Origin of the sequence: Streptomyces endocoffeicus, assembly GCF_016741935.1 — a bacterium.
In the GTDB taxonomy this organism is placed as follows: domain Bacteria; phylum Actinomycetota; class Actinomycetes; order Streptomycetales; family Streptomycetaceae; genus Streptomyces; species Streptomyces endocoffeicus.
The window spans coordinates 1-19423 of sequence record NZ_JAERRG010000027.1; the positions used below are offsets into that span (position 1 = coordinate 1).

10 protein-coding genes and 1 pseudogene are annotated in these 19423 nt (G+C 71.4%); 2 read left to right on the forward strand and 9 right to left on the reverse strand.

The window, feature by feature from the left end:
• The 3 genes from JK364_RS57215 to JK364_RS42325 all read right to left on the reverse strand — a co-directional run.
• A partial coding sequence (locus JK364_RS57215; protein ID WP_201856764.1) for a non-ribosomal peptide synthetase occupies positions 1-7722 on the reverse strand: 7722 nt, incomplete at its 3' end.
• 86 nt (positions 7723-7808) lie between these two features.
• Entirely contained in the window at positions 7809-9803 is a 1995-nt protein-coding gene (locus JK364_RS42320; RefSeq protein WP_201856862.1) for an ABC transporter ATP-binding protein, read from the reverse strand.
• Positions 9804-9857: 54 nt separating this feature from the next.
• Positions 9858-10064 (reverse strand): MbtH family protein, encoded by a 207-nt coding sequence (locus tag JK364_RS42325; RefSeq protein WP_201856765.1) that lies wholly within the window; start codon positions 10062-10064, stop codon positions 9858-9860.
• Between the two features lie 222 nt (positions 10065-10286).
• Here JK364_RS42325 and JK364_RS42330 point away from each other — a divergent pair, with 222 nt between their 5' ends.
• Both JK364_RS42330 and JK364_RS42335 read left to right on the forward strand, forming a co-directional pair.
• Complete coding sequence (locus JK364_RS42330) at positions 10287-10940, forward strand: response regulator transcription factor (protein WP_201856766.1); 654 nt, start codon at positions 10287-10289, stop codon at positions 10938-10940.
• An 8-nt stretch (positions 10941-10948) separates the two neighbouring features.
• Positions 10949-12367 carry a sensor histidine kinase gene (locus JK364_RS42335; RefSeq protein WP_230993330.1) on the forward strand — a complete coding sequence of 473 codons (1419 nt, stop codon included), beginning with the start codon at positions 10949-10951 and terminating at the stop codon, positions 12365-12367.
• Here JK364_RS42335 and JK364_RS55985 read toward each other — a convergent pair.
• The 6 genes and pseudogenes from JK364_RS55985 to JK364_RS42360 form a co-directional block, all read right to left on the reverse strand.
• A pseudogene (locus tag JK364_RS55985) lies at positions 12366-13157 on the reverse strand (alpha/beta fold hydrolase); the annotation flags it as partial. The gene JK364_RS42335 and the pseudogene JK364_RS55985 sit on opposite strands and share 2 nt — an antisense overlap.
• A 2-nt stretch (positions 13158-13159) precedes the next feature.
• Entirely contained in the window at positions 13160-14653 is a 1494-nt protein-coding gene (locus tag JK364_RS42340) for a tryptophan 7-halogenase (protein WP_201856767.1), read from the reverse strand.
• A 113-nt stretch (positions 14654-14766) separates the two neighbouring features.
• Positions 14767-16044, reverse strand: a complete 1278-nt coding sequence (gene dpgC, locus JK364_RS42345) for a (3,5-dihydroxyphenyl)acetyl-CoA 1,2-dioxygenase DpgC (RefSeq protein WP_201856768.1) — start codon at positions 16042-16044, stop codon at positions 14767-14769.
• 16 nt (positions 16045-16060) lie between these two features.
• Complete coding sequence (gene dpgB, locus JK364_RS42350; RefSeq protein ID WP_201856769.1) at positions 16061-16720, reverse strand: enoyl-CoA-hydratase DpgB; 660 nt, start codon at positions 16718-16720, stop codon at positions 16061-16063.
• A 14-nt stretch (positions 16721-16734) separates the two neighbouring features.
• Entirely contained in the window at positions 16735-17808 is a 1074-nt protein-coding gene (gene dpgA / locus JK364_RS42355) for a 3,5-dihydroxyphenylacetyl-CoA synthase DpgA (RefSeq protein WP_201856770.1), read from the reverse strand.
• An 80-nt stretch (positions 17809-17888) separates the two neighbouring features.
• Positions 17889-19289: an aminotransferase-like domain-containing protein gene (locus tag JK364_RS42360; RefSeq protein WP_230993331.1), complete on the reverse strand. Its 1401-nt coding sequence runs from the start codon at positions 19287-19289 to the stop codon at positions 17889-17891.
• Between the last annotated feature and the right edge of the window lie 134 nt (positions 19290-19423).

Consider the following 19423-nt stretch of genomic DNA (forward strand, 5'->3'; position numbering starts at 1 on the left):
ACGATCCAACTCCCCATACGACACCGACTCGTCACCACACCGCACCGCCACCACATCCGGCGCCGCCGCAACCCACGCCTCGATACGCTCCAGGATCAAACCGCCAGGCAGCTCAGCCCCCGTGGCATTCCACTCCGCCACCACCCGAGCCCGCTCCACCTCCCCCAACACATCGATCTCACTGACCCGCACCCCCGGATCAACCGCCACCGCCTCCAACACCCGCACCAACCGCCCCACCAACCCCCGAGCCGTACCCTCGTCAAACAAATCCACCGCATACAGCAACGCACCACCCAACCCCGCCGGCGCCCCCACACCATCGCGGTGCTCGGCAAGGTCCAGCGACAGATCGAAGCGCGCCGGGACCTGGGCGGCCGCCGGTATCCGCCGGACCCGCAGCCCCGGCAGGCCCCATTGCGGCGCCGGTACGCTCTGCAGGGCCAGCAGGACCTGGAACAGCGGGTTGTGGGAAAGCGAGCGTGACGGGTTCAGATCCTCGACCAGCCGCTCGAACGGCACGTCCTGATGTGCGTACGCGGCCAGATCGGTCTCCCGCACCTGGGCCAGCAGCTCCGTGAAGGACGGGTCCGCGCTGAGGTCGGCGCGGACGACCAGGGTATTGACGAAGAACCCCGCCAGGTCATCCAGCGCCGGGTCGCCACGGCCCGCGATCGGCACGCCTATCGGGATGTCGTCGCCCGCACCCACCCGGCTCAGCAGCGCGGAGAGGGCGGCGTGCACCACCATGAACATGGTGGCGCGGCCACGGCGGGCCACGTCCAGCAGCCGGGCGTGGGTCTCGGCGCTGATCTGGATCGGCACTTCGCCACCGCGGAAGGAGGACACCGCGGGCCGGGGCCGGTCGGTCGGCAGCGCGAGCTCCTGGGGCGCACCGGCCAACGCCTCACGCCAGTAGTCGAGTTGGTCGCTGATCACACTGTCCGGGTCCTCGGGGTCGCCCAGTACCTCGCGTTGCCACAGCGCGTAGTCCGCGTACTGCACCGGCAGCGGCTCCCACTCCGGCGCGCCACCCGCCCGACGGGCCGCGTACGCCGCCCCCAGGTCCCGCGCCAGCACGCCCATCGACCAGCCGTCCACGGCGATGTGATGCGCCACGATCAGCAGCACATACTCCGACGGCCCCGTCTTCAACAGCCGTGCCCGCCATGGCGGATCGACGGTCACATCAAAGCCACGGTCCGCGTGCAGCCCGAGTTCGGCCGCGAGGAGTTCCCCGCTGGTCTCCACGACGACCAGCCGCGGTCGGCCCGCCTCGCCTTCCAGCACCTGCTGGCGCGGCTCGCCATCGGTCTCAGGAAACAACGTGCGCAGGCTCTCGTGCCGGTCGGCGACATCGCCGAGGGCGGCTTCCAGCGCGGTGACATCCAGCTCTCCGGTCAGCCGAAGGGCCAGCGGCAGGTTGTAGACGGCTCCGGCCCCCGGGTTGGTCTCCTCGAGCCGGTTGAGGAACCACATGCGCCGCTGGGCGTACGAGAGCGGCAGTGCTTCCGGCCTCGGCCGTGGTGTCAGCGCGGACCGGGCGGCCGTACCTCCTGCCGCCGCGACGAGGCGGGCGACTCCGGCCACCGTGGGGGCGGCGAACAGCTCGCCGATGTTGAGCTCGGTGTCGAGGACGGCGCCGATCCGGGCGATGAGCTTCATGGCGAGGATCGAGTCACCACCGATGGTGAAGAACGACACCTCGGCGCCGACCCGTTCCAGCCCGAGAACCTCGCAGTACAGGCCGCTGAGGATCTCCTCGGTCGGCGTGGCGGGACCGCGCCCGGTAGCGTCGGTGAAGTCGGGTGCGGGGAGGGCGGCGCGATCCAGCTTGCCGTTGACGGTGACGGGCAGGGCGTCCAGGGCGACGACCGCTGCGGGGACCATATGGTCCGGCAGCCGCTCGGCCACGTACTCCCGCAGCCCACCGGTGTCCACATCCCCGTCAGGGACGACATAGGCGACCAGCCGCCGGTCCCCGGGACGGTCCTCCCGCACGACGACGGCCACGTGGCCGACACTCCGATGTCCGGCGAGGACGGCCTCGATCTCGCCGGGCTCGACGCGGAAGCCACGCACCTTCACCTGGTCGTCCGCACGGCCACCGAAAATCAGCTCACCATCGGTCGTCCATGTGGCGAGGTCACCGGTGCGGTACATCCGGCCACCCGTGAACGGACAGGCCACGAACCGTTCCGCCGTCAGCCCCGGGCGGCTGAGATAGCCACGCGCGAGCCCCGGCCCCGCGACATACAGCTCGCCGGCCACGCCTTTGGGTACGGGCCGCAGGAACTCGTCCAGCACAAACGCCCGCGTATTGGCGATCGGACGGCCGATCGGCACCGGCCCGGACGGCTCCAAAGGCCCACTCATCGTCGCGCATACGGTCACCTCGGTCGGCCCGTACGCATTGACCATCCGCCGCCCAGACCCCCACCGCGCCACCAACCCCGGCGGACACACCTCACCCGCAACCACCAACGTCCGCAAACTCCCCGGCAGCTCCTCCACCGTCGCCAACACCGACGGCGGCACCGTCACATGCGTCACACCGAACTCCGCCACCACCTCACCCAACGACCCCCGCGGCGGCAACCTGTCCACACCCGCCAACACCAACGCAGCACCCGAAAGCAACGCCATACACATCTCGGACACCGCGGCATCAAAACTCAACGACGCCAACTGCAACACCCGCGCATCCGCGTCCACCGCGAACCGCTCGATCTGCGCCGCCGCCAGATTGCCGATGCCTCGATGGGTCACCGCCACACCCTTCGGCCGCCCCGTCGACCCCGACGTATAGATCACATACGCCACATCATCGACATCCACCGAAACCGCAGCCGCAGGCACGGACTCCGCAGACGAACCCCACACCAGACACTCCACCCCGGACGGAACCAATCCACGGGTCCCCTCCGAACACACCACCAGCACCGGCCCGGCGTCCTCGACCATCCACCCGATCCGCTCCACCGGATACGCCGGATCCACCGGCACAAACCCCGCCCCCGCCTTCACCACCCCCAACAACACCGCCACCACATCCACCGACCGCTCCAACACCACCGCCACCAGATCACCCCGCCCCACACCCCACGCACCCAACACACCCGCCACCCGATCCGACCGATCCCCCAACTCGCCGTACGACCACTCCTCACCACCCGCACCCACCACCGCCACCGCATCCGAGGAGACGGCCACCCGCTCATCGAACAAATCCCCCAACGACCCCACCGGCACCACCCGGCCAGTGGCGTTCCACCCCTCCACCACCCGCTCCCGCTCACCGCACCCCAGCACCTCGACCTCACTCACCCGCCGCGCCGGATCCGCCGCCATCTGCTCCAGCACCCGGACCAGCCGCCGTACCACGCCCCGGGCGGCATCCCCGTCGAACGCGTCCGGGCGGTAGTCCAGCCAGAACTTCAGCTCGTCCGCCGGGTCCACCCCCAGCGTCAGCGGGAAGGTGGTCGCCATCCGGGTCGTGCTGTCGGTGAGTCGCAGAGGGGCGGCCGGTCCCGTCTCGCCCGCGTGGAAGTTCTCGAAGGCCATCAAGGTGTCGAACGTGGCGCCCGGTCCGGCCAGGCGCTGGATCTCCTTGAGGCCGAGGTGCTGGTGGTCGAGCAGCGCCGACTGCTGGGTCTGCACGACGCTGAGCAGGTGGGCGATGGAGTCTGCCGGGCGCAGCCGGACCCGTACGGGGATCGTGTTGATGAAGAGCCCCAGCATGTCCGCCATCCCCGCCAGTTCCGGCGGACGTCCGGCCACCGCGGCGCCGAACACCACATCACTCCGGCCGGTGAGCTTGCCGACGACCTGGGCCCAGGCCACCTGCAGCACGGTGTTCAGCGTGACGCCGTGGCCTCGGGCGAGTTCCCGCAGCGCACCGGCCAGTTGGTCGCCGGTCTCGGCGAGAACCTTGCGGGTCAGGACGGGTTCGGCGTTCGGGTCGAGCGCGGCGACCGTCGTCGGCTCGGACACGCCGTCCAGCGCCCGCTGCCAGGCGGCGCGCGCAGCCTCCCGGTCCTGGCGGGCGAGCCAGGCCAGATACTCACCGTAGGGAGTGGTCGGCGCCAGCTCGTGGGTGTCGCCGCCGGCCGCGTAGGCGGCCCACAGCTCGCGGATGAGGATCCGCAGCGACCAGCCGTCGAGCACGATGTGGTGCAGAGTCACGACCATGCGGTGGCGGTCGGGGCCGGTCTTCGCCAGCAGGATCCGCGCCAGCGGCGGGGCGGCGAGGTCGAAGCGGCGGGCCCGTTCCGCGCTCTCCAACCGGTCCGCCCGGTCCCGTGCCGCCTCGGTGCCGAGGTGCGACAGGTCCACCTCGTGCCAGGGCAGGGTGATGTGGCGGGCGATCACCTGGACGGGTTCGTCCACGCCGACCAGGTGGCGGAAGCCGGTGCGCAGGCTGCCGTGCCGTTCGACGAGGGCCTGCCAGGTGGCGCGCAACTTCCGTACGTTCAGCGGCCCTTCCAGCTCCAGGACCTTCTGTTCCACATAGATGTCCCGTTCCCGCTCATCGAACATCGCGTGGAAGAGCAGGCCCTCTTGGAGCGGTGACAGCGGCAGTACGTCGACCAGGCCGCCCGCCACCTCGGCTTCCAGCTCCTCGATCTGGGCTTGGTCGAGTGCCATGAGCGCGAAGTCGGACGGCGTGTGGCCACCGCCGGAGTGAGCGGCGAGGCCGGACAGCATCTCCGCCCATGCGTCGAGCAGGCGCCGGGCGGCCGGTCCGGTGAGGAGGGGCTCCGGCCATTCCAGGCTGAGGACCAGTTCGGCTCCCTCGACGCGGGCCGCCGCTTCGAGCGGATGCGTGGGCGGCCGGTCGTCGTCGCCCGGGGCGGTGAAGCCGAGCTGCGGAGTGGGCAGGTCGGCGAGCGTGGCGGCGGTGTCGGGGGTGAGGTGGCGCAGCAGGCCGTAGCCGAGGCCATCGCCGGGGACGGCCCGCGACTGTTCCTTGATCTGCTTCACGGCCCGGCCCGCGGCAGGCCCGCCGAGGCGGATCTCCGCGAGGTTGAACGGGCCGGTGTCGAGCCGTACGGGGTGGCGGTGGGCGAACGAACCCACGGTGCGGGAGAGATCGGCGCCGCCGCCCAAGGCGCCACGTCCATGGTCCGGCACCGCCACGTCCACGAGGAAGCCACCGGTCCGGTCCTGGCCGTCGCGCCAGGCGGCGAGGGCCGCGGTCAGCCCGGTCAGCAGGACGGTCCCGGCGCCGGTGTGGAACGCGTCCGGCAGGGCAGTCAGCACCGCCGCCGTGGTGTCGGCCGGGATACGCACGGAGGCGCACCGCACCGGGGCGTTGGCGTCGCGGGCCGGGTCGACGGGACGGGTGGTGAGCAACCGATCGCCGGCGGCGAGGAGTTCGGTCCAGGCAGGCAGCTCCGCGCGCCGCAGCGGGCTGTCGGCCTGCGTGACCAATGCCCGTGTCCAGTGGCGGAACGACGTCGGGACCGACGCGATCTCCCGTCCCACGACCGCGGCGGCCACGTCCTCCAGCAGGATCCGCCAGGACACCGCATCGACCACCAGCCGGTCCGCGACGACGAGCAGCCGCCCCGGCTCGTCCGGCCCGCTGTCGCACCACACGGCCTGGGCCATCACCCCGGCCCGCCGGTCCAGTCGCCGTCCGGCCGCGGCCGACTCGGCGGCGAGCAGCCGCTGGCGCCGATCGGCGTCCGTACCTGCCGCCGCCACCCGCCGCGTCCACGGCCGGACGGACACCGAGCCCGCCGGGGGTACGGTCAGCCGCCGCTCCGGCGTGGTCTCGAGCCGGGCCCGCAGCATGTCGTGGCGATCGACGACAGTCTGCAGCGCACGGGCGATGTCGCCCAGGCCGAGTCCGGCCGGGAGGTCCAGCACGGCCGACCGGAATCCCGCAGCCACCTCGGGTCCGCCGGGCCCCTGAAGTCCCTCCCGGTCCAAGAGGTCGTGCATGGCCGGGGAGAGCGGCACATGCCCGGCGCCCCGCGCCCGGTCGCCCGGCGCGGCGCCCGCGTCCAGCGGCTCGGCGACGTCGGCGAGGCGGGCCGGGGTGGCGAGCTCGAACACCTGGTACGGGGCGATCACCAGCCCGGCGCGCCGGGCCACCGACACCAGCAGCATGGTCAGAATCGAGTCGCCGCCGAGCTCGAAGAAGGATGCCTCCGCACTGACCCGCTCCAGGCCGAGGATCTCGCCATAGAGCCGGCACAGCAGTTCCTCGGTGGGCGTCCGCGGACCACGGCCCTCGGCGGCGTCGGTGAAGTCGGGGGCGGGGAGGGCGGCGCGGTCCAGCTTGCCGTTCACCGTGACCGGGAGCGCGTCCAACGCGACGACCGCGGTGGGCACCATGTACTCCGGCAGCCGCTCGGCCACGTACTCCCGCAGCCCACCGGTGTCCACATCCCCGTCAGGGACGACGTAGGCGACCAGCCGGCGGTCCCCGGGACGGTCCTCCCGCACGACCACGGCGACGTGGCGGACACCCCGATGCCCGGCGAGAGCGGCCTCGATCTCACCCGGCTCCACCCGGAAGCCACGCACCTTCACCTGCTCATCGGCCCGGCCACCGAAGACCAGCTCACCGTCGGCCGTCCGCCGGGCGAGGTCGCCGGTGCGGTACATCCGCCCGTCCGTGAACGGGCAGGCCACGAACCGTTCCGCCGTCAGCCCCGGGCGGCCGAGGTAGCCACGCGCGAGCCCCGGGCCCGCGACGTACAGCTCGCCCAGCACGCCCTCGGGGACCGGCCGCAGACGCTCGTCCAGCACGAACACCCGCGTGTTGGCGATCGGCCCACCGATCGGCACCGGCCCGGACGGCTCCAGGGGCGCGCTCATCGTGGCGCACACGGTGGCCTCGGTGGGGCCGTACGCATTGATCATCCGTCGTCCAGGAGCCCACCGCGCCACCAGCCCCGGCGGGCACGCCTCACCCGCCACCACCAGCGTCCGCAGGCTCTCCGGCAGCTCGTCCACCGTCGTCAGCACCGACGGCGGCACGGTCGCATGCGTGACGCCGTACTCCGCCACCGTCTCGCTCAACGACCCCTGCGGCGGCAACCTGTCCGCGTCCGCCATCACCAACGCGGCACCCGAGAGCAACGCCATGCAGATCTCGGACACCGCGGCGTCGAAGCTCAACGACGCCAGCTGCAACACCCGCGCATCCGCGTCCACCGCGAACCGTTCGATCTGCGCGGCCGCCAGGTTGCCGATGCCGCGATGGGTCACGAGCACGCCCTTGGGACGGCCCGTCGAGCCCGATGTGTAGATCACATACGCCACGTCATCGGCATCCACGGACACCGCGGGCGCCGGTTCACCGTCCGCGGCCGGATCCCGGACCAGGCACTCCACGCCGGCCGGAACCAACGCCCGCGTCTCCTCCGAGCACACCGCCAGCACCGGCCCGGCGTCCTCGACCATCCATCCGATCCGCTCGGCCGGATACGCCGGATCCACCGGGACGAATCCCGCCCCGGCCTTCACCACCCCCAGCCACACCGCCACCAGCTCGGCGGACCGGTCCAGCACCACCGCCACGAGGTCACCCCGCCGGACCCCGTGCGCGGCCAGTGCCCCGGCCACACGGTCCGCTCGCGCCCCCAGCTCCGCGTACGACCACTCCAGACCGTCCGGGCCGATCACCGCCACCGCGTCCGGCGACTCGGCCACCTGGGCGTCGAACAACTCGCCCAGCGGTCGCCAGGATTCGGTCGTGCCATGCATGGATGTCTCCCTCTACTGCCTGCTGCGGTACGCGATGGCGGTGATCGGAGCTACGTGTGCTCAGCCGTGGCCGGAGCTACGTGTGCTCAGCCGTGGCCGGGCGGCGGGCCGCCGGGCATCGCCCGCATGCCCGGATGGGGCCCCGGCGCATGCCCATTGCCCACCGGCCCGTGGCCATGAGGCGGCACCGGCCCACGTCCATTGGGCGGTCCCTCATGGCCGCCCGGCCCCGCACGCCCCGCGAACTGCGTGCGGTACAGCTCCGCGTAGAGCCCACCCAGGGCCAGGAGTTCCTCATGGGTGCCGCTCTCCCGCACCCGGCCGCCGTCGATCACGAGGATCTGGTCGGCGTCGCGGATCGTGGACAGCCGGTGGGCGATCACCAGCGAGGTGCGCCCCGCGAGCGCGGTCTCCAGCGCCCGTTGCAGCGCGGCCTCGGACTCGGAGTCGAGGTGTGCGGTGGCCTCGTCGAGGACGACGACCGGCGGCGCCTTGAGCAGCAGCCGGGCCATGGCGATGCGCTGCTTCTCGCCGCCGGAGAGCCGGTAGCCGCGGTCGCCGACGACGGTGTCGAAGCCGTCCGGCAGGGACTCGATCAGGCCCCAGACCTGGGCGGCCTCGCAGGCGTCGATCATCTCCTGCTCGGTGGCCTCCGGGCGGGCGTAGCGGAGGTTGTCGCCGATGGTGGCGTGGAGGAGGTAGGCGTCCTGGGTGACGACGCCGATGGTGTCGTAGAGGGACTCCAGTGTGAGGTCCCGGAGGTCGTGTCCGTCGATGCGGACGGTGCCCTCGCCGGGGTCGTACAGCCGGGGTACCAGATGGGTGATGGTGGTCTTGCCGGCGCCGGAGGGGCCGACGAGGGCGGTGAGCTTTCCGGCGGGCAGCCGGAAGCTCAGCTCGCGCAGGGTCCAGTCGTTCCTGGTGCGCTCCGTCCGCGGCAGGGCGATCGATTCGAGGGAGGCGAGCGAGACGTCCGCGGCGGCCGGGTACGAGAACGAGACGCCGTCGAAGACGATTTCGGGCGCGCCGTCGCGGGGCAGGGCGATCGCGTCGGGCTTCTCGGAGATGAGCGGTTTGAGGTCGAGGATCTCGAAGAGCCGGTCGAAGCTGACGAGCGCGGTGACCACGTTGGCCTGGGCGCTGGAGAGCTGGTTGATCGGGCCGAAGAGCCGGGTGAGCAGCGTGGCCAGGGCCACCAGGGTGCCGATCTCGAAGGCGTCGTCGATGACGAGGCGGCCGCCGACGCCGTAGACCACGGCGGTGGCGAGCGCGCTGAGAAGGACCATCGACAGGAAGAGCAGCTTGCCGTTGACGGCGGTCAGGACGCCGAGGTCGCGGACTTTGCCGGCCAGCTTGGTGAACTGGCGCAGCTCCCGGCCGGGCCGGCCGTACAGCTTGGCCAGCAGCGCTCCGGTCACGTTGAACCGCTCGTTCATCAGCGCGCCCATTTCGGCGTTCTGCTCCATCTGGGAGCGCATGAGCCGCTGCAGCCGGCGCCCGACGACCTTGCCGGGAAGGATGAAGAAGGGCAGCACGACCAGGGAGATCAGGGTGATCACCCAGGACAGGTAGAACATCGTGATGAGGACGAACAGCAGGGTGAGCGCGGCCGAGACGACCGTGGACAGCAGTGAGGTCAGGGCCTGCTGGGCCCCGACCACATCCGCGTTGAGCCGGCTGACCAGGGCGCCGGTCTGGGCCCGGGTGAAGAACGCCAGCGGCTGGCGCTGCACATGGTCGAAGACCTCGGTGCGCAGCTCGTAGACGAGCCCTTCACTGACCCGGGCCGAGTACCACGCCTCGCCGAACCCCAGCAGCGCACCGAGGACCGCCAGTCCGCCGACCGCCACGGCGATACCCACGACGACATCGGAATCATGTTCGGCGATGCCATTGTCGATGAGGTATTTGAAGAGGATGGGGACGGCCACCACAATGGCGGCGTTCGCCACGGTCATGAGCAGCAGCAGACAGATGCTGACGCGGTACGGCCGGGTATACGGAACTATCCGTTTCGCGGTCCCGGCTTTTATTTTCTGCTTGGTCACGGATGGGTCGGGGCCCACCGCGCGAATCATCATCGGCCCTGGGCCGCCTATGGACACGACGCTCTCCTCGGCTTGGGTCGTTCCGACCTATGTGAGCTGGTCGATGAGGCTCTTGGGGCGCATGTCGCGCCAGTTCTCCTCGATGTGGTCCAGGCAGTTCTTGCGGGCGTCCTCGCCGAATACGACGCGCCAGCCGGTCGGCACCTCGGCAAAGGCGGGCCACAGCGAATACTGGCCCTCGTCGTTCAGCAGGACCAGAAAGGAACCGTTTTCGTCATCGAACGGATTGGTCATCTTCACTCCTTCCAACTTCCCTGGAACGGGCCGGAATTCAAGGTAACGAGGGCCCATCGGGAGCGGCAAGGTCGACTATTGAAGTGGCGTCCAACCGCGTATTCTCTGCACTTGGACAACGGGTGAAACCCCGCGGAAACCGGAGCCGGGGCATTCTGGATCCCGTTGTCCAGGGGGCAGGGCCGAGCAGGGCCGGTTGGACAGACCGAGGAGGGGGAGCGGGTGCGCGTGCTCGTGGTGGAGGACGACCAGGAAATGGCGCAGGCGGTGGCCGTCGGCTTACGGCGGGCGCAGATGGCCGTCGATGTGGCGTTCGACGGGGAGAGCGGTCTTGAGCGGGCGCTGCTCAGTGACTACGACGTGATCGTGCTGGACCGGGATCTGCCCGGGATGCACGGCGATGAGATCTGCTCCGAGCTGATCGCGTCCGGCTGCCGCAGCCGGGTGTTGATGCTGACCGCGGCGGCCTCCGCGGAGGATCTGGTCGACGGGCTCAATCTGGGGGCCGATGACTATCTCGCGAAGCCGTTCGACTTCCCGGTGCTGATCGCCCGGATCGGCGCGCTGGCGCGGCGGGCGCATCCGGCCGTGCCGCCGGTGGTGCACCACGGCGACCTGGTGGTGGACACGGCGCGCCGCAAGGCCGCCCGGGCGGGCCGGCCGCTGGAGCTGGCGCCGAAGGAGTTCGGCGTGCTGGAGCTGCTGCTGTCGGCCAAGGGGCGGGCGGTGTCGGCGGAGGAGCTGCTGGAGCGGGTGTGGGACGAGGCGGCCGATCCGTTCACCAGCGCCGTGAAGATCACCATCAGCCGGCTGCGGGCCAAGCTGGGCGATCCGCCGGTGATCGAGACCGTCGCCAAGCGCGGCTACCGGATCTGAGGCCGCCGATGTCTCCGCTGTCCCGGCTCATGTCCCCGCTGTCCCGGCTCATGTCTCCGCTGTCCCGGCTCACCGCCCGGCTCGCGCGTTCGCCACTGCCACGGCGTACGGTCCGGCTGAAGCTGACCCTGCTGTACGGGGCGCTGTTCCTGCTCTCGGGGGCGGCGCTGCTGACGATCACGTATCTGCTGGTGCTGGGCTCCAACGGCGGTTCGCTCTCCGGCGGGCAGCAGGCGCCGGACGGTGGTGGGCCGCGGGCGGGCGGGACCGGCGGCCACTCCCCGCCGGTGCCGCCGCCGCGGGGGCGCATCGGGGAGAGCACCCGCGATGTCCTCCCGGCCGCGGCGCGGGAGATCATGGAGCTGCAGCGGGACGCCGTGCTGCACGACCTGCTGGTGCAGTCCGCCATCGCGCTCGGGCTGATGTCGGTCATCTCGATCGCGCTGGGCTGGGTGGTCTCGGGGCGGATACTGCGCCCGCTGCGTACGGTCATCGGCGCCGCCCGGGAGATCTCGGCGACCAGCCTGCATCAGCGCCTCGCCCTCGAGGGCCCGCGCGATGAACTCAAGGAGCTGGGCGACACGTTCGACGGTCTGCTCGGCCGGCTGGAGACGTCGTTCGAGGCACAGCGGCGGTTCGTCGCCAACGCCTCGCATGAGCTGCGCACTCCCCTCGCCCGGCAGCGGACGCTGGGGCAGCTCGCCCTGTCGGACCCCGACGCGGACGTGGCATCGCTGCGCGCGGCGCACGAACGGATCCTCGCCGCGGGCGCCCAGCAGGAGCGCATGATCGAGGCGCTGCTGACCCTGGCCCGTAGCCACGCGGGGATCGAGGTGCGGCGGCCGTTCGACCTGGACCGGCTGGCGCGGGAGGTCGTGGCGGCCCGCCGGACGGATGCGGAGCAGTGGCGGGTCACGCCGCGCTGTGCGCTCACGGCCACGGTCGCGGCGGGCCACCGGCCGCTGGCCGAACGGCTCGTCATCAACCTGGTGGACAACGCGCTGCGGCACAACGAGCCGTACGGCTGGGTGGAGGTGGCCACGGTGGACGAGCCCGGCCGGGCCGTCCTGACCGTGGCCAACTCCGGTCCGGTGGTGCCGCCGAGCGCGCTGGACCAGATGTTCCAGCCGTTCCAGCGGCTCGGCGACCCGCGGACCAACAAGGACGGCCTGGGCCTGGGGCTGTCGATCGTGCAGGCCATCGCGGTGGCGCATGACGCCACGCTCGCCGTGGAGGCCCGCCCGGAGGGGGGCCTCGTCTTCACGATCGGCTTTCCGCACCCGCCAGTCCACCGGCAAGAGCCGCCACCGAGCCACCGGCAGGAAGCACCACCGGACCACCGGCCGGGATCGCCAACGGCTCACCGGCAGGAACCGCCACCCGCCCACCGCCCGGGACCGCCACCCCAGCGGCGAGGGGAGCGGTGAAGAAGTCGACGAGCGCGGCGTTCACCGCGGCCGGCTTCTCCAGATAGCCGTAGTGTCCGCAGCCGGGGATCTCGGTGTAGCGGGCGCCCGGGATGGCGTCGGCGACCTCCCTGGTGAGCTGCGGCCGTACGATCAGGTCGTGCTCGAAGCCCAGGACCAGGCACGGGCAGCGGATGGCCGCGTACGCGGGCAGCCGGTTGGGGATCAGTTGCAGGCCGAGCTGACCGCGGACCGAGGCCAGGTCGATGGCGGAGATCTCGAAGATGTCCAGCCAGTCCCGCAGCCGTTGCTCATCGGCCAGGGTCTGCGGGGACAGGCTCTGCAGCGCGTTGACATAGGCGGCGTAGCGGGGCGGCAGCTTGACCCCGCTGTCGGCCAGGTCCATCTCCGCGATCGCCTGGGCGGTGGCGAAGGTGTCGGCCCGGCCGCTGGTCGCCATCAGCACGGCCGACCGGACGAGTTCGGGCCGGGCCAGGAGCAGCTCCTGGACGATGATGCCGCCCAGGGAGAAGCCCACGACCCGGCACGGGCCCGCGCCGAGGTGCTCGATGAGGCCCGCGATGTCCGCCGCCATGTCGTCGAGGGTGAAGCCCTCGGCGCAGGGGTCGCTCGGCGGGATCCCGCGGTTGTCCACGGTGATCACCTTGAAGCCGGCCGCCTTGAGCGCGGGCACCTGGTGGGTGCGCCACATCCGGCCGGGGGCCCCGGTGCCGGTCACCATGACGACCGGGTCCCCCGTCCCGTGCTCCTCGTAGTTCAGCTGGATCCCGTTGATCCGGACGACAGGCATCGTCAGGCCGGCCCCGGCTGCCAGAGCATGCCGTCGTCGGAGGTGATGAGCCCGCCGGGGAACATCGGCACATCGGGGCCGAGGTCCTCGCCGAGGAAGGCCCGGCTCTGCACCTGCGCGCCCTCCTGCATCGCCTGGCGCACCGCGGAGGAGCGGAACAGCGGCGTCATGTTCCCCTCGGCGTCGGCGGACATCTCGTCGATGGCGGAGACGAACTCGGCGGACTTGGACTTCATGCGCAGCGCGGCCGACTCGGCCCCGTCGAGGTCGAACTCCGAGGACGACACGCCCGCCACCAGCTCGACGAACGACTCCAGCTCGGTGTGCTGGTTGCGGGTGACCTTCTTCGCCGACCAGAAGTAGGAGTTCTCGTCGACGTGCATGTCGTAGAAGGACATCAGGAACTCGTAGAAGACGCCGTACTCCCGGCGGTAGCGGGCCTCGAACTCGGTGAACGCCGCCTCCTCGGAGACGATCCCGGCCAGGCTGCTGCTGATCGAGCGGGCCGCCAGCAGGGCGCTGTAGGTGGCCAGGTGGACACCGGAGGAGAAGACCGGGTCGACGAAGCAGGCGGCGTCGCCGATGAGCACGAGGCCGGGCCGCCAGAACGTGGTCTGGTGGTACGAGTAGTCCTTGCGCACCCGCAGCTGGCCGTACTGGCCCTCCGTCACCCGGGTGGCGTCCGACAGATACTCCTTGATGAGCGGGCATTCGTCGATGAGCGCCAGCAGGGCCCGCTCCGGATCGCCCTGGATCTTGTCGGCGTTCTCCCTCCGGACGACCGCGCCGACGCTGGTGAGGTCCGGGGTGAGCGGGATGTACCAGAACCAGCCGCTCTCGAACGCCACGGACAGGATGTTGCCCGAGTTGGGGGCGGGCAGCCGCTTGCCGCCCTCGAAGTAGCCGAACAGCGCGAGGCTGCGGAAGAACTGCGAGTACTCCCGGGTGCCGCCCACCCGCTTGTGCAGCCGGCTGCCGTTGCCCGACGCGTCCACGACGTACGTGGCGTGCACCTCGTGCTCGGTGCCGTCCGCGTCGGTGTACCGCACGCCGGTGACCCGCTCACCGTCCTCGAGCACATCGGAGACCGACACCCGGAAGCGCACCTCCGCGCCCTTCTCCACCGCGTGTTCCAGCAGGATGTTGTCGAACTTCGAGCGCTCGACCTGGTACGCGTGCGAGGTGGCACCCGCGATCTTCGGGGACACCGAGAAGGAGAACGTCCACGGCTCGGTGTTGGCACCCCAGCGGAACGTGCCGCCCTTCTTCGGGGTGAACCCGGCCGCGGCCAGCTTCTCCGCCACTCCGGTCATCCGGCAGACGCCGTGGATCGTGGACGGCAGCAGCGACTCGCCGATCTGATACCGCGGAAACGTCTCCTTCTCCAGAATCAGGACCCGGTGGCCCCGCATGGCGACGAGCGCGGCCAGCGTCGACCCACCGGGACCGCCCCCGACCACCACGACGTCGTACTGCTCACGACCCTCACTGCTCATTGCTTCCCCCTCCTGGCGTTCATTGCTCTTCTCGCTCTTCTCGCTCTTCTCGCACTTCTCGCACTTCTCGCGCTACTCGCTCTTCTCGGTGGCGCACCGGGGCGCGGCCGCGGTCATGCGCCCTGCCCCGCGAACCGGCCGACCTTGCCGATGACGTCCTCGCCGTACAGGCGCAGGGCCTGCTGCAGCGCGAACTCGGCCATATAGCGGCGGAACTCCTCGACCGGTTCCTCGGCCCCGCCCAGCATCCGCCGGTTGGGCACGACCGCCGGGCCGCCGAGCCGTTCCACGGCGCCGGCCACGGCCGTGTCCATCTCCTCCGGCTCGACCACCTCGTCGATCAGCAGCCGGGCGTCGGGCTCGGTGGCCCGGATCCGGCGGCCCTGGAGGATGACCTGCCGGGAGATCCGGGGTCCGGTGTGCCGGCCGAGCCGGAAGTTCGCGGCCCCCGGCACGATGCCCTCCCGGGCCGCGGGCAGGCTCAGGTAGGCGTCCGACGCGGCGAGCACATGGTCGAAGACGAGCAGCAGCTGGGTGCCGCCGCCGATGGCGAACGTGTCGACGGCCGCGACCCACGGCTTTTCGACCGTCGGGGAGTGCCAGGGCGCGGTGTCGGTGCGCACTCCCCTGACCAGCTTGTGGATATAGCCCAGCTCGCGGCGGAGCAGAAAGCCGACCAGCGAAATGGCCCCGGCGTGCAGGCTCTTGAGGTTGATGCCCGCGCTGAACACCCGCCGGCCCCGGTAGCGGGGATGGCTCATCGGGCCGCCGCGCACCACCCCGACCCTCACCTCCGGGTCGAGCAGCGCGAGGTCGACGGCGGTCTCCATGTCGTCGACCTGCTGCTCGTCCTCCGCGTTCAGGCAGTCGTCCCGGCACATCGTCAGATACGCCGCGCCGTCGCACCGCTCCATCCTTACGGACGTCGTCTCGAGAACACCGGTCCTCGTGAACTCCGGCAGCAGCCGCAGCGCCCGCGGCGTCGGCCGCAGCATCGCGTCGAGCAGATGCGGCCCGGACCGGGGCGAGCCCAGCACGGCGCGCAGGAAGATGCCCTGATCGATCTCGTACCCCTCCTTGTCCGCCTGCCGCCGGGCGCGGTCGGCCGCGAGCCGCCCGGCCGTGGGCAGCAGCGCGGGGAAGGCGGCCGCGGCGGCGCCGACGAGTTCGGCGATGCGGAGCTCGTCGGCGCCGCCGCTGGTGAGGTGGTCGTACACGGCGTCGGCGTGGGTGTGCAGATAGCGCGTCCGCAGCGCCCGGGCGGTGTCCTTGGCCGCGGCGAGCTCGGCCCGCTCCTCAGGTCCCCGGGCGCCGGGCTCGGGCAGTTTCGCCACCAGTTCGTCGACGCGGTGGGCCGCCTGCCGCAGCTCCGGCCAGAGCGGGACGGTCATGACGCCTCCACCACGGTCATGACGCCTCCCCCACCGGCCGCCGCAACACCCGGTCGCAGGCGGCCAGATGGGGGCCGAGGGCGTCCTCGAAGCTGGTCGTCGCGGCGTCGAAGAGCAGCTGCCGGCGGATCGCGATCTCCTTCCCGGCCAGCCCGCTGACCAGCCCGGCGGCGGCCGCGATCGCACCGGCCGGGTCGTCGGCCAGCTCGTCGGCCACGCCGAGCGCGAGCGCCTCGGGGGCCTCGATGGGCGCGCCGAACAGCAGCGCCCGGCGGACCCGCGCGGGTCCGGCCAGCTGGACGAGCCGGTAGCCGGCCATGCCGGGCCAGGTCGCCGTGGTGTCGCCGTGGACGAGCAGCCGGGTGCCCGGGGTGACCACCCGGATGTCGCAGACGAGGAAGGCGTCCAGGGCCGCGCCGCCGCAGTCGCCCGAGGCCACCGCGACGGTGGCCCGGGGCAGCCGCTCCAGGCGGCGCAGTGTCCGCTCCCACTTGCTGACGCGCATCACATCGAGGTCGCCGGGCCAGTCCGCCGCCGGGGCCCCGCCGGCCTGTACAGCGACGACTCCGCGGCCGGGGCGGTCCTCGGCCTTCTCGCACACGGCCTGTACGGCGTTCACGGTCGCGGCGGTCGGCGGCTCGGCCCCGTCGATCGCCACGGTCAGCAGTTCTTCCATGACACCCTCCGCGCTCACCACTGGACCAGCGCCGTCTCGATCGTGGAACCGGGCCCCATGGTCATCAGCACGCCGTACTCACCCGGTTCGGCGACTCCCTCGTCCAGGAGCCGTTCGTAGGAGAACAGGAACGAGCCGCTGGACACGTTGCCGTAGTCGCGCAGCACACCGACGGTGTGCCGGACGTCGTACCGGGTGAGCCCCAGGTTGACGACGACGGCGTCGATGACCTTCTTGCCGCCCGAGTGCACCAGCCAGTGGGAGATGTCGCCGCGGCGCAGCCCGGTGTCCGCCAGCAGCCGGTCCACGACCAGTTCGGCGTGGGCGCCGACCACATACGGGATCTGCGGGTCCAGGTAGAAGCTGAAGCGGCCCTGCTCGCGGTCCCAGTCGTAGCGCATGGCGTCGGACGCGTCCGGGATGATGCAGCTGGCGAACTTGAGGATGCGCGGCCCCTCGGGGTCGGCCACGCCGTCCGGTCCTGAGCGGAGCGCGATCGCGCTCGCGCCGTCCCCGAAGAGGCTGTTCACGACGGCGGTGCGCATCGTGGAGTCGATCGCGTACGCGGCGGAGCAGGCTTCGGCGCAGAGCACGACGGCGAGTTCGCCGGGGTGGGCGGCGGTCCAGCCCGCGACCACGCCCAGGGCGTTCAGCCCGGCGTTGCAGCCCATGCCCACGATGTCGGAGCGGCTGCAGTGCCGGTCGATGCCGAGCTCCTTGATGAGCAGGGCGCTCAGCCCCGGGGTGAGCAGTCCGGTGGAGGTCACGCAGCACAGGTGGCGCAGCTCGGCCAGCTCGGCGCCGGCCCGCTTGAGGCAGGCGCGCAGCGCCTCGGCGCCCATCTCGATGGCCTTGGCCTTGTGCTTGTCGAGCAGGTCGCCCTGCGGTTCGGGGACGCGGCCGCCCTTGCCGTCCGGCGGCGGGAGCGTCAGATGGCGGCGGTCGATGGCGCTGTTGAGAAAGACCGAACGGATCTTGGGGTCGGTGATCTCGAAGGCGTCGAGCACCTCCTGCTGGGTGTACGACGTGGATGTCACCGCCGTCCCCACGCCCAGGGCGCGGGGCCGTAACTCGGCTGCCAGGGTCATCGGAAGGTCCACCCCCACATACGCGGCTTGCTCCGGGGCCGGCGACCGCGACTCAGTCCGGACACGTTGCCTCACCTTTCTCACTGGGATCCGCTGGTGCTGTGCGACGCGCTGGGTGACGCGTCATGCGGCGCGCTGTGCGACGCGCTGTGCGCCTCGATGTGCGCCTCGATGAAGCGCGCGAGCCTCGCCGTGCCCTCGTCGATCTCGGCGGGCGTCAGATAGCTGATGGACAGCCGGATGCCGTGGTGGCCACCGGTGCCGGGGTAGAAGTGCGCCATCGGCGTCCAGATCACGCCGAAGTCCTGTGCGGATGTGGTCAGTACGGTGTTGTCCACCCGGAACGGGACCCGCATGGTGAGGAAGAAGCCACCACTGGGCTCGTTCCAGCGCACCCCGAGGGCTTCCCGGCGGGCGGCGGGCAGCCGGGCGTCCAGCCGCCGCAGCACCTCCCGCATCGCCTCGCCGTAGTACGCGGCCGCCTCGGCGTTCAGCTCCGACAGGCGGCCCCGGGCGCCGAGCAGCGCGCCCGCCACGGCGGCCTGGCTCAGCGACGAGGTGTTGACCGTCACCATGCTCTTGATCTTGGCGAGTTCGTCCGCCAGCAGCCGCTCACCGCCCGCGGCGTCCCGGACCCGCTGGTCGGCCACGACGAACCCGACCCGGGCGCCGGGGAAGACGGTCTTGGAGTACGAGCCCAGGTGCACCACGCGGCGGGCCCGGTCCCGGGACTTCAGCGTCGGCAGCGGGGTGCCGGGGCTCACCTGCCGGTACGGGCTGTCCTCCAGCACCAGGAAGTCATGGCGCTCGGCGAGCTCCAGCAGCTCCTCCCGGGCCTTCGGGCCCATGGTGTTCCCGGACGGGTTGGAGTGGTCGGGCACGACGTAGAACGCGCGGGGGCGGCGGCCGCGCGCCCGCTCCGCCAGCACCGCGGCCTCCAGATCGGCGGCGTGGAACCCGTCCTCGCGCTCCTCCACCGGGCACACGGCCACATCCAGCAGCCGGGCCGCGCCGGTGATCCCCACATAGCAGGGGCTGGAGACCAGCAGGACGTCGTCGGGGCCCGCGAAGAGCGCCCGCAGCACCAGCAGCATCGCCTCCTGGGCACCGACGGTCACCACGATGGACTCGGCCGGCACATCGGTGTCCTCGTCCACGCGCAGCGAGTCCGCGATGATCTGGCGGATCTGACCGGCGGTCGGCCCGTACTGGTACAGCGCGGTGCGGATGTCCGCCGGTGAACTTCCCTGCTCCGCCAGGTGGTCCAGATAGCGGCGGATGTGGGTGAAGACCTGCTCGGTGTCGAAGAAGCCGTCGTACGGCCGGCCCGGGGCGAAGGAAATCGCGTCGGGATAGCGATGGGTCACCTCATTGAGGAAGTTCATCGTGTCCAGCACCGGCTCGGAAACGCTGCCGTGCAGCTCTGCCATTTCCAGATGGTCCCGTGGACGGGTCTGCGCGGCGACGGTGGTTCCTGCCATGAATTCCCCCGGGCGGCAATTGAATGAGGGCGGCTGTATGAGGGCGGCTCGGATACTTCAGCATCACACGTCGGTCGGCCTTTCGACAACGCCGTCCAATTGCTCGAACTGCGCGCTTGGACAGGCTTGTCGGC

Excerpts from the sequence above, each read along its gene's own strand:
- JK364_RS42320 (WP_201856862.1), bottom strand. The coding sequence starts at position 9,803 with ATGATGATTCGCGCGGTGGGCCCCGACCCATCCGTGACCAAGCAGAAA.
- JK364_RS42325 (WP_201856765.1), bottom strand. The coding sequence starts at position 10,064 with ATGACCAATCCGTTCGATGACGAAAACGGTTCCTTTCTGGTCCTGCTG.
- JK364_RS42335 (WP_230993330.1), top strand. The coding sequence starts at position 10,949 with ATGTCTCCGCTGTCCCGGCTCATGTCCCCGCTGTCCCGGCTCATGTCT.
- JK364_RS42340 (WP_201856767.1), bottom strand. The coding sequence starts at position 14,653 with ATGAGCAGTGAGGGTCGTGAGCAGTACGACGTCGTGGTGGTCGGGGGC.
- dpgC (WP_201856768.1), bottom strand. The coding sequence starts at position 16,044 with ATGACCGTCCCGCTCTGGCCGGAGCTGCGGCAGGCGGCCCACCGCGTC.
- dpgB (WP_201856769.1), bottom strand. The coding sequence starts at position 16,720 with ATGGAAGAACTGCTGACCGTGGCGATCGACGGGGCCGAGCCGCCGACC.
- dpgA (WP_201856770.1), bottom strand. The coding sequence starts at position 17,808 with ATGACCCTGGCAGCCGAGTTACGGCCCCGCGCCCTGGGCGTGGGGACG.
- JK364_RS42360 (WP_230993331.1), bottom strand. The coding sequence starts at position 19,289 with ATGGCAGGAACCACCGTCGCCGCGCAGACCCGTCCACGGGACCATCTG.